13 protein-coding genes are annotated in these 14775 nt (G+C 57.2%); 9 read left to right on the forward strand and 4 right to left on the reverse strand.

Going from position 1 to position 14775, the window contains the following annotated elements:
• Positions 1–138 precede the first annotated feature (138 nt).
• The 9 genes from HMPREF2845_RS00700 (at position 139) to HMPREF2845_RS00740 (ending at position 10425) form a co-directional block, all read left to right on the forward strand.
• Positions 139–858 (forward strand): ABC transporter ATP-binding protein, encoded by a 720-nt coding sequence (locus tag HMPREF2845_RS00700; RefSeq protein ID WP_083308716.1) that lies wholly within the window; start codon positions 139–141, stop codon positions 856–858.
• A complete protein-coding gene (locus HMPREF2845_RS00705) occupies positions 855–2300 on the forward strand; it encodes a hypothetical protein (RefSeq protein ID WP_070633640.1) in 1446 nt (481 codons plus the stop codon). The genes HMPREF2845_RS00700 and HMPREF2845_RS00705 overlap by 4 nt, the downstream gene beginning before the upstream one ends.
• On the forward strand, positions 2281–2595 hold the full coding sequence (locus HMPREF2845_RS00710; protein ID WP_070633642.1) for a hypothetical protein: 315 nt from the start codon (positions 2281–2283) through the stop codon (positions 2593–2595). Before HMPREF2845_RS00705 ends, HMPREF2845_RS00710 begins: the two co-directional genes overlap by 20 nt.
• Before the next feature lie 954 nt (positions 2596–3549).
• Positions 3550–4863, forward strand: coding sequence for a glycoside hydrolase family 55 protein (locus HMPREF2845_RS00715; RefSeq protein ID WP_246824578.1), 1314 nt, complete (start codon positions 3550–3552; stop codon positions 4861–4863).
• A 489-nt stretch (positions 4864–5352) separates the two neighbouring features.
• Complete coding sequence (locus tag HMPREF2845_RS00720) at positions 5353–6165, forward strand: S-layer homology domain-containing protein (protein WP_049346249.1); 813 nt, start codon at positions 5353–5355, stop codon at positions 6163–6165.
• A gap of 242 nt (positions 6166–6407) precedes the next feature.
• A complete protein-coding gene (locus HMPREF2845_RS00725) occupies positions 6408–7208 on the forward strand; it encodes an exodeoxyribonuclease III (protein WP_049340486.1) in 801 nt (266 codons plus the stop codon).
• A 322-nt stretch (positions 7209–7530) separates the two neighbouring features.
• Positions 7531–8493, forward strand: a complete 963-nt coding sequence (locus HMPREF2845_RS00730) for a metal ABC transporter substrate-binding protein (protein ID WP_005507646.1) — start codon at positions 7531–7533, stop codon at positions 8491–8493.
• A 222-nt stretch (positions 8494–8715) separates the two neighbouring features.
• Positions 8716–9540, forward strand: coding sequence for a metal ABC transporter ATP-binding protein (locus tag HMPREF2845_RS00735; protein WP_049346251.1), 825 nt, complete (start codon positions 8716–8718; stop codon positions 9538–9540).
• Positions 9541–10425, forward strand: a complete 885-nt coding sequence (locus tag HMPREF2845_RS00740) for a metal ABC transporter permease (protein WP_049346253.1) — start codon at positions 9541–9543, stop codon at positions 10423–10425. It begins immediately after the preceding gene.
• Positions 10426–10519: 94 nt separating this feature from the next.
• Here the strand turns inward: HMPREF2845_RS00740 and HMPREF2845_RS00745 are convergent, their stop codons facing one another.
• The 4 genes from HMPREF2845_RS00745 to HMPREF2845_RS09070 all read right to left on the reverse strand — a co-directional run bounded on the left by HMPREF2845_RS00745 (position 10520) and on the right by HMPREF2845_RS09070 (position 14612).
• A complete protein-coding gene (locus HMPREF2845_RS00745; protein ID WP_005504316.1) occupies positions 10520–11251 on the reverse strand; it encodes a metal-dependent transcriptional regulator in 732 nt (243 codons plus the stop codon).
• 218 nt (positions 11252–11469) lie between these two features.
• Positions 11470–12090, reverse strand: a complete 621-nt coding sequence (locus tag HMPREF2845_RS00750; RefSeq protein WP_005507641.1) for a hypothetical protein — start codon at positions 12088–12090, stop codon at positions 11470–11472.
• 241 nt (positions 12091–12331) lie between these two features.
• Positions 12332–13573: an MFS transporter gene (locus tag HMPREF2845_RS00755; RefSeq protein WP_070633644.1), complete on the reverse strand. Its 1242-nt coding sequence runs from the start codon at positions 13571–13573 to the stop codon at positions 12332–12334.
• Positions 13542–14612 carry a HesA/MoeB/ThiF family protein gene (locus tag HMPREF2845_RS09070; protein WP_080975574.1) on the reverse strand — a complete coding sequence of 357 codons (1071 nt, stop codon included), beginning with the start codon at positions 14610–14612 and terminating at the stop codon, positions 13542–13544. Before HMPREF2845_RS09070 ends, HMPREF2845_RS00755 begins: the two co-directional genes overlap by 32 nt.
• Positions 14613–14775 lie beyond the last annotated feature (163 nt).

Raw genomic sequence — 14775 nt, forward strand, 5'->3', positions numbered from 1 at the left:
AAAATGTTGGCAGTATCCACTGTTTAGGTTCCGTGCGAGCATCGTTGATTGCATGACCGCAGGCGCATTGAGCGCTCAGGCATAACTTGGCAATCACCAATAGTTTCTAGTTAACACACGATGAAGGGTGTGACATATATGCTTCTTGACGCGCACGATATTACCTACGCGTACGGGGCTGGGAAACCCGCCCTCACCGACGTTCATCTCCAAGTTTCTTCCGGAGAAATTCATGGATTGATTGGACCTAACGGCTCTGGAAAATCCACGCTCATGAAACTGATAAGTAACCTCCTGCACTCCAAGAAGGGTGATATTCAGATCAGCGGTCATGAGCACCAGAGCCTTGCTGCTCGCACCTCCTTGATGTACCTGGCAAGTAACGACTATCTACCGGAATTCCTGACCGGTATGGAGTACCTGCGTTTTATCCACTCTCTGTACAAGGAGAAAGTGGATGAGAATGCTGTGGCGGAGTACTTTAAGCGTTACCAGATGACAGGTCGACAGCATGATCTGATGGAAGACTACTCCCACGGCATGCGCAAGAAAACTCAGCTCATTGCAGCGTTGCTATTGCGTCGACCGCTTACTCTCATTGATGAGACGCTTAACGGAATCGACATCGATGCAATTTACACCTTTGAACGAGATATGCGCACATTACGCGATGAAGGGTGCGGAATCCTGCTGTGTAGCCATGATTTCACGCTTCTAGAAAGGTGCGCAGACCGTGTTACCTTCCTCCACCGCGGCGTAGCGCTCGAGGATGACGCTACCGACGTTCTTCTAGAGCGCTATGGAACTCTCGATGCTATGGTCCGAAAAACTGTGGATGAAATCGAGGGGGACCTATGAGGTTCAGCGCGGTATATCAGCTCGTTCACTTCTATTTCCTCTTCCTGCGCCGCCGTGTTTTAGGAAGGGGAGTTCTGGCAAATCGACCAATTCGTTACGGCGCATTTTTTGGTGTCTTAGCGCTATACGCAGGATATGTTCTGCTGAGTATCAGCGTTGTTAGGCAAACATTTAATAACCCGGAAATAATAGCGCCGATTCTGGAAGGAATGGGTATCTCATCTATTTTTTGGGTTGCCGCATTTTACACAATTGTGCGAATCCTATTCCTGAAAGCAGATGAGCTAACAGAACTTACGTACACTCTTCCCGCGACCAATAAAGAACGTCTGATTGCGAGTGTTGTATTCGAGATGCTTCTTGTCGGAACAGCTACTATTGCTCTTTCAAGTGCGCTGGCTATTGCTTGTAGCATTGTCGTGGGGTGGAAAGCTGCGGAGCTCTTCCTCTTTGGTGTTGTGTCACCGGCTCTTGTTACTTACCTGATTCTGCTAGTAATTCATTTGGGAGTAGAGCAACTCCTTGCCCTCGTGGGAATGGCACGTTTGCGCGGTCTTGTGATTCCTGCTCTTCTTGCAGGTCTTATGGCTGTTGCATTTAGCCTGATGCGCGACCAGAGCATCGAATACATGCGGATTCGTTTGCTCGAAGATACGGCCCCATGGGTGCCACAGCTGGCGTTTCTCCGTATTGAGGAAGCTATCGGAGGGCCGCTAGGAGCAGCGGGTGCTGTACTCGCCTTGCTAGGAGTATGTGGACTGCTACTAGCTCTAGCTATAGCAATTGCGCCGAAGGACTACACTCCGCTCAGGAGCTACTTCCTTGCTCTGCCTGGAAGCCTTGCTAACACGCGATTTGGCGCTTTGGTGCTGATGCAGTTCCGTAGCTTCGAGAACCAGTTTGTGCTGGTATCTGCTGTGGTGGCAGCTTTCGCAATTCCTTGGAAGAGCTGGAATGCGCCTCCGGCGTACATTATGCTCCCGGCTTTCTTGGGAATCTACGCGTATGCATCTTCTGAACCCCTGCGTCGCCTTACTCCGTTCCGCCAATCGGCAGGTGTGTTTTACCTTCAGCTGATCGGTTCGCAGGCAACTATCATGCTTGCGCTAGGTGCAGTTCTTGGAACAGTTTATCTAGCGCAAGGAGGTCAGCTATCAGATATCCTGACCGTTTTTGGGTTTGGGCTGGTATCTATCGTCATGACTAATCTTGTGGGTATTATCTTCCCGCCTGAAAAGGGAAATCCATTCTCTGTGGTTATTGGTGTGATTCTTCTGCTCTCGGTGGTGGCAACTTTTGCTTTGGGCCTGAATATGTTTGGGCTCCCAACGGAGGTTAACGTGACCATCATTGCGGTGCTTCTTGGATTCGCCGTGTTCTTTAGTGTCTTGGGAATTTCCCGTAATGAAAAAGGAGTGCGCCATGAAATGGTTCACCTATAGTATTTATTCGCTTGCTACTGCTGCAGTAGTCACCGTATTGGTAGTCGCCGGAAGTACCATCTATACGCTCTTTAGCTTGGGCGAGAATAGTCCTATGGGAGAGGCGTTCTTTGGCGCGATGCTCTTGGAGTCAATTGCACTCCCGGGCGGGGGAGTTAGTATGCGAATGAGCATGGTAAATCCTGTGCCCGTCGTAGTGACGCTCATTCTCTTGACGTTTGTCATCTTTGCTGTGATTGTGGCGTATAACCGACTTTCCGCCTACCGTGCTCAGCTCATTGCAGAGAAATCCTAAGGGATGAGTCGGCGAACTCTTGAACTTTTACAGGAGACATCCCTGCTTCATCAATCGAGGCATTTAGCGGTTGCTATGTTGCGGTCGTTACGGTGGTTCCTTGCGATATGGTGCGGATGTACTGTAGGCATGATTCTCTGGGCTACCAGTGCGGGTGCGCCAGGACTTGCAGAGCCGCTGATATGGGTTCTGATCCATGCGCTTGGCGGATTGACGTTGGGATTCATGATTCATGAATTAGCGCATCTGATCGCTTTGCGGGTTTTAGCTCCGAATGTTGGAATAGTTTCACTTGAAATTACGCCTTTACGGGTGAGCTTGCATCCACACGGTTACATGACGGGCCGACAAGTAGCAGCTGTTGCAGTTGCTGGACCGGGTGCCTGTATTGTGGCAGGGGCAATCCTGTGGGCGTTACCTGTCAATTACGGGCTTCATTGGTGGTATCTTACCCACGTCATATTCCTTCTCCCCATTTTCGGGGACGGTCACGCGTTGGTGCGAGGCATGTTACTTGGTACTAAAGCTAGCCATGTGGGGGAGAACTGACTGTGGGATTCCATAACTAAAGGCGGTTACGCTTTGAGGGGCGGGGAGTAATCCCCGCCCCTCGGCGTTTAACCCGCACCCAAAACGGCCGAAAAACCGTAGAAAAACAGGGTAGGGGAGCGGGCATCACAGTGCCCGGTCGTCGCCTCCACACGCCCAATGCGGTACCCTTGAGCAGGAGGCAGGTCTGCCGGTGCACAGACCCGCACACGCCAAAACACCCGCAGAAATGCGCCCAACACACCGCACCACACAAACTCAACACTGCACCCACGCAGCACCGTACTCACTCAGCACCGTATTCACCGCATACTGCCGTATTCACTCAATTCACTCACCACGCCGCCTTCAGCACCGAACGCGGTATCCATCGAAAGAATTGAGCCCCTCATGCCCGATACGCCCATGAGCATCAATGCCATCAACTACGGCGCAGACCCCACCGGTGCCAAAGACTCCACCGTAGCCATCCAGCGTGCCGTCGACGCTGTCGCCGCACGCGGCGGCGGATCCGTAGAACTACCCCGCGGCATCTACCGCGTCTCCTACCCCTTCATCGACATCAAGCACCGCGTCGAAATCTTCGGCTACGGCTCCTCAACCGTCGTCATCGCGCACTCCGACCGCGCCATCCCCACCACCGCCAACGGCCACACCGAATACACCGGCGTGTTCCACGTCGGCAGCTACACCACCCCCGTCTACGGCAACTACAACGCCAACAAGCCCATGCGTATGGGCGTACGCAACCTGCACATCCGCACTAATGCCGCAAATACCCCCATCAGTAGCTACCCGCTCGATGCGCACACTGCCCCGCTGAATAACGTCGCCGGCGTCATCTTCCACACCCACCTGACCGGCGACATGCTCAACGAACCGGACATCGTGCCCGTTATCGCCGGCGTGGAAGTCTGGGACACCGCCATCGGCGTCGCCGTACTCGGTCTGGATGACCAGGGCATGAAAATTGACGACGTGACCATCCGCCGCACCCTCAACCAGGGCCTGCTGCTCGGCAAACCCGCCGGCCACCCCCGCCGCCCCAATGAAGGACAGAACTCCGGCGCGGCAGACAACAAGCTGCGCGGTATCGACGTTGCCGAGGCGAATCTCAGCGGCGGCTCCTACGCCGGTATCGAGGTGTACGCGGCGCAGGCTAAGTTCGAGAACTGCTCCAGCAACAGCAACCACCGCACCAGCAACAAGAACGCCCTCTACGAGCCCGCCACCCGCCACGCCGGCGCAGGCTGGATCGTGCAGGGTGAACGCAACATGTTCATCGGCTGCACCGCACGCTCCAACGCGGGCCACGGCTGGATTGTTGAGTGGGCGCACAACATCTTTATCGGATGCGAAGCGGAAGGCTCCAGCTGGGCTGGCACCGTCAGCGGTGCCGCCGGTGCCGACGAGGCCGCTAACTGGTACATCAGCCGTAACGCGCGCGGTACCCGCATGGTCGCGCCCGTCTCCTACAACCCGCCGGAGAAGCCCGCCTCCCTGTACGGCTTCTACATTGAAAACAAGATTTACGACCTGCGCATCACTGAAGGCACCGCCAAGGACGACCGCATCGGTGAGGGTAATATGCTCGGCCGCCGCGTGTACGTTACCGGCGCAATCGGCGCGAACGTGGTCATTGAGGTTGAGGAGCTGCGCCACTCCACCTCGCCCGCCGGTCAGCTCACCAAGGAAGCCTATAACGTGATGCGCGGCTAGTAGAGGCTAGTAGACACGCCCGAACCGGTTCGGAACTTTCCTGTGAATCGAGAGGGAGGCGCGTGTGCCCTAGTGGGCGCGTTATACCGCCACATGTCGGCTAAGAATCAGGGCAGCTGCGAATGGAATACATACCATTCGCAGCTGCTTTGTCGTTTAGAACAATGTTTAATTTTTAGTTGATAAAAGTCTCAATTAAATATTGAATAAAATATTAATATGTACTTTAAACTTTCTATGGTGGTGTAAAACAGTCCATTCACTGTGCACCACCATAGCCGTGCGACAGTATACGGAACACGCACATCATTGGTACACACCAAAACCGCGTATCGCCGCACGTCAGCTCCTATTCATTGCCGCTTCTCACTATTCCTCAACGCACTCCTTCCCCCTTTTCTTATTCGCTCCATTTGGCGACCCCGCAGTCGACCCAAAAATCGGTTCCTTCCGGCCGGTTCCCAACCACAATTACATAAGGAAAAATCCATGCTTCCGGTTATCTCCCGAGTCCTCACACCCACCACTCGCGCACGCCGCACTTTCGCACTCACTCTCGCACTCGCCCTCGGTGCCGTACCCGCAGGCACCTCCGCCATCGCCTCCCACCAGGCTGTAGCTCACGCCGCCGAACCTGCCGCAGCCAACGGCCTCATCAAACTTCACCAGCCCAAGAACGACCCCAGCTACGCCGAATGCGTCGCCAACTTCCTCGGCACCATGAGCGCCACCCCCGGCGTGTGGGCGGTCTGCCACGGCTACCTCGACAGCGAAGAATACACCGTCACCCGCCGCCACAGCAGCGCAACTGTCACCCGCGGCCAGCTCGTACGCATGCTCTACCGTATGGCAGGATCCCCGACCGTCAAGGACCTCCCGAAAACCTCGCCCTACAAGGACGTGCCCACCACCGACCCCAACTATGCTGCGTACATTTGGGCAGCGGATGCGGGCATCACCTCCGGCTGGGATGACGGGCTCTTCCACCCGGACGATTACGCCACCCGCCACACCCTCGCCGCGTTCCTGTATCGTGCCGCAGGTAGCCCCGATGGTGCCGCACGCCTGCGCCAGATTCGCCGTCCGCTACGTGCCGAAGTCAAGAAGACTGAGCAGTTCAAGGCTGAAAACCGCTGGGCAGCCCGCACGCTCGGCGCCTACCCCGAAGTGGACCGCGACAGTGACGGCGTGGCAGACGTGGTGAACCCTGCCAGCCCCCTGTACTTCTCCGATGCCCTGTACATGCTCAAGGCGTACGGTGATAAGGGCCTGAAGGTTGTGGGCACTCCCGCCGTTGACTAGGAAGCCGTTGACTAGGAAGCCGTTGACTAGGGGTAATACCGACTAGATGCAGTGCTGACTAGATGCAGTGCTGACTAGCGCATATATTCACCGCCCGCCGGTGCGACCCGAAGGTTGCGCAGGCGGGCGGTGCTCTGTTCCGGGTGCTGTGCTGTTCTGGCAGGTTGCGAGCGCCCGTGCCGCCGCGCAATCGCTTCCGTGCAATGAAAGGTGCATGCTCTGCACCCGCTAAGCTAGAAGGCATGAAGATTGCCACCTGGAACATCAACTCAATCCGCGCCCGTGAGAACCGCGTCGAAGACTGGCTCGACGAACACGACGTTGACGTGCTCGCCCTGCAAGAAACCAAAACCAAGGACGAAACCTTCCCCTTCGACCTCTTCGAATTCATGGGCTACGAGGTTGCGCACTTCGGCCTGAATCAGTGGAATGGCGTGGCAATCGCCTCCCGCGTGGGCCTTGAGGACGTGCAGCGCGGCTTCGATAATCAGCCGCACTTCGGTAAGCCCGGCGAGCCCGAGGTGCTGGAGGCGCGCGCGATCGGTGCGACCTGCGGCGGCGTGCGCGTCTGGAGCCTCTATGTGCCCAACGGCCGCGGCCTGACCGACCCGCACATGGACTACAAGCTCCGCTGGATGGAGGCGCTGTGCCAGAACGTGCACAACGAACTGGCTGCTAACCCGCAGTCGCAGCTCGCCCTGGTCGGTGACTGGAACGTCGCCCCCGAGGATGCCGACGTGTGGGATATAGACTACTTCCTGCGCAACGAAATGACCCACGTTTCCGAACCCGAACGCCGCGCCTTCGCCGCCCTACTCGAAGAGGGCATGGTGGATGTAGTACGCCCGCACACTCCGGGCGAGTACACCTACTGGGACTACCAGGCGGGCCGCTTCACCAAGGATGAGGGCATGCGCATTGACTTCCAGCTGTTCTCGCCCGCGCTCGCCGCGCGCGTGGAACGCGCCTGGATCGATAAGGTGGAACGCGCCGGTGAAGGCGCAAGCGACCACACGCCGGTCGTGGTTGAGATTGCCGACTAATCCGAGCGTATAGCTTGCCGTAGAACCGCGTGCAGTAAGGAGGCGGGGGAGGGGCCCCCGCCTCCTTGCTGTATCTGCCGGTGCTTCTGTCCTGTGTTTCTGCGCGCCTGCTCCTGGGTTTCTGCCAATATTTCAAGGTTTTCTGTGTGGCTTAGTTGAAAAGTTCGGCTAGCCGAACTATTGTTAAATTCCGCCCGGGACGACAGGCAAAAGCGCATTATGATGCCTGCGCAGACACAACCGTGTCCCTAGCGTCCCGGCGCGGCAAATCCCATACATCAACCACATACTCAAACCCGTGACTTCCAATGAAGGATGCCTCATGAACGCTTTCACCCCCGCAGGCAGCAACGCACGCCGCCTCGTCCAGGCGCTCTGCGCCGCCCTCGCACTCACCCTGCTACTCGTGCTCACCGGCTGCGGTAGCACCTCCAGCACCACCGAAGGCGCTAAGAGCAGCAGCGGCAAGAAGACCGTGCTCACCACCTTCACCGTGCTCGCAGACATCGCCCGCAACGTGGCAGGCGACGACCTGAACGTCGAATCCCTCACCAAGCCCGGCGCAGAGATTCACGAGTACGAGCCCACCCCCTCCGACCTGAAGAAGGCACACGCCGCCGACCTGGTGCTCGACAACGGCCTGAACCTGGAATCCTGGTTCGCGAAGTTCGTTGAAGAATCCCATGCTAAGCACGTGACCGTCTCCGAGGGGGTCACGCCCATCTCCATTACCGAGGACGCCTACGCGGGCAAGCCCAACCCCCACGCCTGGATGAGCCCCAGCAACGTGCAAAAGTACGTGGACGTGATGATTCGCGAATTTAGTGCTCTCGACCCGGCCCACGCCGCCGACTACAAGACCCGCGGTGAAGCCTACAAGAAGCAGCTGCAGGGCGTGCGTGACGAGCTCGTCAAGGAAATCTCCACCCTGCCCGAGAACCAGCGCGCACTGGTCACCTGTGAAGGTGCCTTCTCCTACCTGGCGGCAGACGCGGGCCTGAAGGAAAAGTACATTTGGGCGGTCAACTCCGAACAGCAGGCGACCCCCTCGCAGATTTCCTCCGCGATCGATTACGTGCGCGAGAACCAGGTTCCCGCCGTGTTCTGCGAATCCACCGTCTCTGACAACCCGATGCGCCAGGTCGCAGACGCCACCGGCGCACGATTCGGCGGCGTGCTCTACGTGGACTCGCTCTCCGAGGCGAACGGCCCCGTGCCCACCTACCTGGACATGATCCGCTACGACGCACGTACCATCGTTGCGGGCCTCAAGGGCAACTCCTAAACCCGGCATAAACCCCGAATAAACCCGGCATAAACCCGGGCCAACCCCGGCATCGAAAACCCTGGGTAAACCCCAAACCCCCGATAGGATAGGAGGGGCGTCGCCTTCTTGGCTCCGCTCCTCCCACGCCGTTAACACTCGCTCACACAGCACCCACTCAGCAACACGCAAGCAAGTACACCCGCCCCACGCATACGGTGACCACCAGAAAGAACACAAGGAATGAGCACTCTTCTCAGCTGCGAAAATGTGCACGTGAACTACGGGCCAGTCCGCGCCCTCACTGGCGCATCCTTCACCCTGGACACCGGGCGTATCTGCGGCCTGATCGGCATGAACGGCTCCGGCAAATCCACCCTTTTCAAAGCCATCATGGGGGTCGTACCCATGCACGCCGGCAGCATCACCCTCGACGGGCAGCCCGTCGGCGGTAACCGTGGCAGCCGCGGCAAGAACGCGCACCATCACCGCGCCGGGCTCGTCAGCTACGTGCCGCAGAGCGAAGAAATCGACTGGACCTTCCCCATCTCCGTGCGCGAGGTGGTCAGCATGGGACGCTACCGCAACCTCGGCATCACCCGCCGCCTGCGTGCCGCAGACCGTGCCGCCGTGGATGAGGCGCTCGCCCGCGTGGAACTGACCGACCTTGCCGACCGTCAGATTGGGGCGCTTTCGGGCGGTCAGCGTAAGCGCGCCTTCGTGGCACGCGCTATCGCTCAGGGCGCCCAGCTGCTGCTGCTGGATGAGCCTTTCGCCGGCGTGGACAAGCGTAGCGAAGCGATGCTCATTCAGGTCATCGAACAGCTGCGTGACGAGGGCGCGACCGTGCTGGTTTCCACGCACGACTTGGCGAGCCTGCGCCAGTTCGCCGACGAGGCGCTACTGCTACGCGGCGATATTCTGATGCACGACACCCCCGAGAAGGTGCTCGCCCCCGAGAACCTGGTGCGTGCCTTCGGCATGGAAGTGGACGCCGGCGCGTCGGTCGCTACCGGCGCTGCTACCTCCGGCACTACTACGATCAGCTCTGTGGAAGGGAAGAACTAAATGGACATCCTCAACTTTCTGGTGGAGCCGCTGACCCTGCCCTTCATGCTCCGCGCATTCGTGGTCACCGTGCTTGCCGCCGCCGTCTGCGCTCTGCTCTCCTGCTGGCTCGTGCTGCTCGGCTGGTCACTTATGGGGGATGCCATTTCGCACGCGGTGCTACCCGGTGTGGTGCTCGCCTATATTTTTGGTGCGCCCTTCGCAGTGGGTGCGGTGGTTGCCGCCCTCGTGGCGGTAACTCTTATCGGCGGGGTGCGGCGCAGCGGCCGCGTGCGCGAGGACGCCGCGATCGGCATCGTGTTCACGACCATGTTTGCGTTCGGTCTGGTGCTGATTTCGGTTACGCCGTCGAATACCGACCTGAACCATATTCTCTTCGGTAACGTGCTGGGCGTGTCCTGGTCGGACGTCTGGCAGGTCGCCATCCTCGCGGTGATTGTTGCCGCCGTGCTGCTGGTCAAGCGCCGCGACTTCGTGCTGTACGCCTTCGACCCGGGCTTTGCGCAGGCGGTGGGGTTGCGTCCGCGTCTGCTCGGCGCGCTGCTGCTCATTATGCTGGCGCTAACCTCCGTGGTGGCACTGCAGATCGTGGGTGTGGTGCTGGTCGTGGCGATGCTCGTCATCCCCGGCTCCACCGCGCGCCTCATCACGGACCGGTTCGTGCCGATGCTCGCGGTGAGCGTGGGAGTCTCCCTGGTGGGCACGCTGACCGGCTTGTACGCCAGCTACTACGCGGACGTATCCCCCGGTGGTGCCGTGGTCGTCACGCAGGGCATACTGTTCGCCCTGGCGTACGTATTCGCCCCGCGCTACGGTCTGCTGGGCAGGATGCGCGCCCGCCGACTCAGCACTGCCGCAACGAAAACTGAGCCCTCAGCTTCCTAAAACTAACTCAATACAGCGCTAGGCGGAGGCCCTTCATGGGACCTCCGCCTAGCGCTATTTTCTGAAATTCTAGGGTGCCGCTACCGCCCTGTATCTAGCGCACCGTGCGGGACACGAACAGGGAGGCGGTCGCCTCCGCACCCAACGGAATAATGGTACCGCCGGGCTTCACCGCACCGGCCGCGTCCGTCTCGTGCAGGTTGCCGGAACCGGCACCGACCACGCTCACGTTCACCGCCTCCGAGAAGGGCGCACCCTCCTCAATGTGCAGGCGCACGCCGGGCACAAAACCGTGGCCCTGCAGGTAGCGCAGCAGGCGCGGGTCGTCATCGTTGATGCGTTCGAGCACGACTGTTTCGCCGGGTTCGCACTGGCTCAGCGGCACGGTCTGCGGAAAACTAATATGCCCCGAAGAGTCCGGGATCGGGTCGCCGTGCGGGTCGCGGGTCGGGTGCCCCAGCAGGGTGTCGATGCGGTCCACCATGAAGTCGGATACCGCGTGCTCCAGAACCTCCGCCTCGTCGTGCACACGGTCCCAGGTGTAGCCGAGGGTCTCCACGAGGAACGTCTCAATGAGGCGGTGGCGGCGAATCATCGCCAGCGCGTAGGAGCGGCCGGTTTCAGTGAGCTCAATAGCGCCGTAGGGCTGATGCTCAATCAGGTCGGCGGCGGCGAGGCGCTTGAGGCCGTCAGATACCGAAGAAATGCGCAGGCCCATGCGTTCTGCCAGGGCGGATGCGGTGGCAGGGGTTTTGGTCCATTCTTCGAGGCTCCAGATTTCCTTGAGGTAGTTCTGGGTGCTGACGGAAAGTTCTGAGAGAGGCATAAAGATAAGTCTACCTTTTCTCTGGTTTTGCCCGTCGAGCTGCAGGGTATTCAGCGCGGGTTTAAAAAGCGTCCCGCCCGGATAGTTCACCCCTGGCAGGGGGCGACCATCACGGGCGGGATCAGGTGTTCGGTTCCGCGCTGGCAGGCACTAAAGGCTGGCAGGTACCAGGTACGAAGGCTGACAGGCGCGAAAGAATGAGGGGGGCGCGGCGGCGGTTAGGTGGCGCGGCGGCGCGAACGGTCAATACGGGTCAGCAGCTCGATGAGCGCACCGCGTGCCGCCTGCTCCTCATGCCAGAGGGAGCGGACGAGGGTGCGGCTGACCGCCTGGGTGGTGATGCCGAGTGCGGTTGCGGCGGCCTTCTGCTGGCCGCGTACGCCGGGTACGAGCAGGTTTACTACGCGCCATTCGGCGTCGGTGCGGTCGGCGCATACGCGGTAGAGCAGGCGTGCGGAGCCTGCGGCGAGGTCGGCGAGGTGGCGGTTGTCGGCGCTGACGCTGATGCAGCGTACGGGTGCGCCTCCTTGTGCTTCTTCGACGGCGAGACGTGAGAATTCGAGGGCGTCGCCGGTGCAGTCGGTGGTGCTGACGGCGCCGAGTGCGCCTGCGAATCGGGGGATGTTGAGCTCGCCGATTCCGATGCCGACCCAGAAGCCGTTATCGCGCGCGGCAATGAGCGCCGCGTGGAGTGCGTCGCTGGCGCGGTCGAAGGCGCCCTGAATTTCGTCAGGGTATGTCTGGGCGAAGGCAACACGCGGGTTGAGCTTTGCGAGTTCGTCCGACAGTGCAGTGAGTGAGTGCTGTGCGGAACGTTGAATAAAGGTTAGAACGAACACCTTCCTATTATGCCGTAAAACCTTCAACAAGCGGCGTAAGGTTCGCCGTAATACCGGCAACATTTAAACCCCTAAAAATGCGCATTGATAAGGGGAATTATCGTGAGCGTGCACTGTGTGCAGAAATCCTCGAAAGGACGTAGAACACCCCCGAAAGGAAAATAATTTTCATGCAAGTGCACGTTGAATTATTCGCTTTCGGGGGCGTTGAGTGGGGTTGATAGACGGGGCTACCGCGGAACTACTGTGCGTTCGTTACCTGCGAGATATGGGGCAGCTGACGCAGCGGCTTCTGGAATACCATCACCACCAGCGACAGGAAAATGAACACCGCGTAGAACAGCGCCGTGTACGTAATACCCCAATCAACAATGAGGAACCCTGCCAGCAGAACAGCCAGCGGGGTGAGCGCCATGTTCGGGATGCCCTGCACCGAGTGCACGCGACCGATCATGTGCTCCGGGGTGGATGCGTTAATGTACGCAATGATGCTCGAGTTGAAGGAGGGAAGCACAATACCCGCCAGCACAATCAGCAGGCACACCGCCCACAGCATCGAGTGAACCACCGGCAGCAACAGGTAGCAGGCCGACATGATGGCCAGGGAGGTGATACCGAGCGGGCCGAGTGCAAACTTCTCGGTCAGCGGGCCGACCAGGAACGAGCCAAGCAGCACACCCACACCGAAGGCGCTCGCGAAGATGCCGATGAAGAGCGGGTGTGCGCCCTCCAGGGTGTAGTAGTAGATGAAGGTGAGCGGAATGCCGACCGTTCCAAAGTTCGCAAGTGTTGAAACGAATGCAATGGACACCAGCACCTTGTTCTTCAGGATGTACTCGAAACCGGCTTTTGAGTCCTGCCAGAAGCTGGTTTTCTCGCCTTCCTCCTCTTCTGCGGGGTGCCGACTAGCGCCGTAACTCTTGGGTGCGACGATGAATGCCAGCAGGTTGACGACCGCGTGAACTGCGGTCATGAGTACAGTCGAGAAGCCGATAATGATGCCTGCGACCGGGCCGCCCAACAGGTTAGCGGTGGACTCGCGCGTCTCACCCATACCGGAGGCGTACCCCAGGTGTTCCTTGGGGACTACACGGGTGATGATGGACTGCTCGCTCGGGTAATCGAAGGTGGAAATGATAGCGGCGAGAGAAATCGTGATCACCAAAACGTAAATGTTGGTGACGTTGAAAACGAGGTAGAGAAGAATCGCTATCCAGGACAGTGACTGGCCGATACAGGACAGTGCCAGGCACTTTGAGGGGCCGATTCTGTCGACCCATGTTCCAGATATTGCTCCGGCGCAGGTGGCGAGAACACCCGCGACGAAGAGGGTGATGCTCGCAGCTTCGGGGGAGCCGGTCAGCGCCAAAATAATGATGGGCGTGGTGATATAGCTCATCGAGTCTGAGAGCTGGTTGGCTCCAATGGCGAAGAGAGTATTTCGAAAATCTCTATTCTTGAGTAGCTCGGTGTTGACACTCATGGGGGACCTCCACTGTGTATGAATTACTGTAATCGAACATATTTTGATGTATTGCTTTACCTAAACTTTGTGGCTTAAGTTTGGCAAGATACCTAATTCCTTCATATGCGGCAAGTGATCCAGATATAAGGACTATAGGAGATATTGCAGCATTTATCTCTGGGACTTTATCTGTATGAGCTTCCTCGTAACCTAGACGAGTCATATTTCGTAGATTACTTTCACGGATGCATCTATAGCATCCTGTAACCTTTGGGTCATAGATGCAACAATTAATTATTGGGCCATTGTAGCTTGCATCAATCCATGGCTTACCAGATTTTAATGAAGCATCAGAGAACCAAAATGGTATATCGTCTGGACTGTCAGCGCAACGGTACACTAGGTCATATTCATTAAAATATTTAATGAGGTCATCAGAGGAAGTAATTTTCTTATCTTCGGATGTAATAAGAATTTCTGAATTTATTTTTTGGAGATTTTTCATGGCAGCCGTTGATTTTTTGAGCCCAAGGTCTTTTTCTGTGTATAGAATTTGCCTATTGAGATTCGACTCTTCAACATTGTCAAAATCAACTATGTGTATTTGAGATACTCCTGAAGAGGCTAAGTTCATGGCCACGGATCCACCAATTCCTCCAAGACCTACAATTGCAATCTTCGAGGAGGACAGAATATTTTGCACCCGAAAAGGGTCGCTACTTCCTGAAGTGTCAATCCAAGAAAAGAATTCACGACTTCTTGAGTACCTATTAGATTTTGTAGATGATTTAAGGTAGGATCCATCTTCTATGTGACCCATCGTTATGAGTGATTCTATAATTTTCTTTGAATTTTTAGGAGTTAATCCTAAAATTTCTGATGTCTTTATAACTACCTCATCTATCGTGTATTCTCCTGTTAAAATCTCATTCAGGTTCTTAAAATTTCCCGAGGGGTCATGAATTGTGTTTGATATGCCTTGTGTTATAGATCCAATAATGAATCTATTGTTTTTAATTTTTATAATTGAGTGACCAAATCGAAGCTTTGGGTACATTTTTCCATCTTTCTATCTGTTGGATGTTTGTATGCGTAGAGGGGCTCGAGTAACTGAGATTACCGAGCCCCTCTGGAGGTGGTTATTTACTGTCCGCCTACACGATGTGCCGGAGGACGGGTACCACCATGAGCCCTCTTGAGCTCATCTTCGGATGAGGTAA

The sequence above is a fragment of the Rothia sp. HMSC065B04 genome (assembly GCF_001812285.1).
Classification (GTDB): Bacteria; Actinomycetota; Actinomycetes; order Actinomycetales; family Micrococcaceae; genus Rothia; species Rothia mucilaginosa.

What these genes read in the sequence shown, in the direction of transcription:
- HMPREF2845_RS00740 (WP_049346253.1), top strand. Translation starts at nt 9,541, where the DNA reads ATGGACATCCTCAACTTTCTGGTGGAGCCGCTGACCCTGCCCTTCATG.
- HMPREF2845_RS00715 (WP_246824578.1), top strand. Translation starts at nt 3,550, where the DNA reads ATGAGCATCAATGCCATCAACTACGGCGCAGACCCCACCGGTGCCAAA.
- HMPREF2845_RS00710 (WP_070633642.1), top strand. Translation starts at nt 2,281, where the DNA reads ATGAAATGGTTCACCTATAGTATTTATTCGCTTGCTACTGCTGCAGTA.
- HMPREF2845_RS00705 (WP_070633640.1), top strand. Translation starts at nt 855, where the DNA reads ATGAGGTTCAGCGCGGTATATCAGCTCGTTCACTTCTATTTCCTCTTC.
- HMPREF2845_RS00725 (WP_049340486.1), top strand. Translation starts at nt 6,408, where the DNA reads ATGAAGATTGCCACCTGGAACATCAACTCAATCCGCGCCCGTGAGAAC.
- HMPREF2845_RS09070 (WP_080975574.1), bottom strand. Translation starts at nt 14,612, where the DNA reads ATGTACCCAAAGCTTCGATTTGGTCACTCAATTATAAAAATTAAAAAC.
- HMPREF2845_RS00720 (WP_049346249.1), top strand. Translation starts at nt 5,353, where the DNA reads ATGCTTCCGGTTATCTCCCGAGTCCTCACACCCACCACTCGCGCACGC.
- HMPREF2845_RS00700 (WP_083308716.1), top strand. Translation starts at nt 139, where the DNA reads ATGCTTCTTGACGCGCACGATATTACCTACGCGTACGGGGCTGGGAAA.
- HMPREF2845_RS00755 (WP_070633644.1), bottom strand. Translation starts at nt 13,573, where the DNA reads ATGAGTGTCAACACCGAGCTACTCAAGAATAGAGATTTTCGAAATACT.
- HMPREF2845_RS00730 (WP_005507646.1), top strand. Translation starts at nt 7,531, where the DNA reads ATGAACGCTTTCACCCCCGCAGGCAGCAACGCACGCCGCCTCGTCCAG.
- HMPREF2845_RS00735 (WP_049346251.1), top strand. Translation starts at nt 8,716, where the DNA reads ATGAGCACTCTTCTCAGCTGCGAAAATGTGCACGTGAACTACGGGCCA.
- HMPREF2845_RS00745 (WP_005504316.1), bottom strand. Translation starts at nt 11,251, where the DNA reads ATGCCTCTCTCAGAACTTTCCGTCAGCACCCAGAACTACCTCAAGGAA.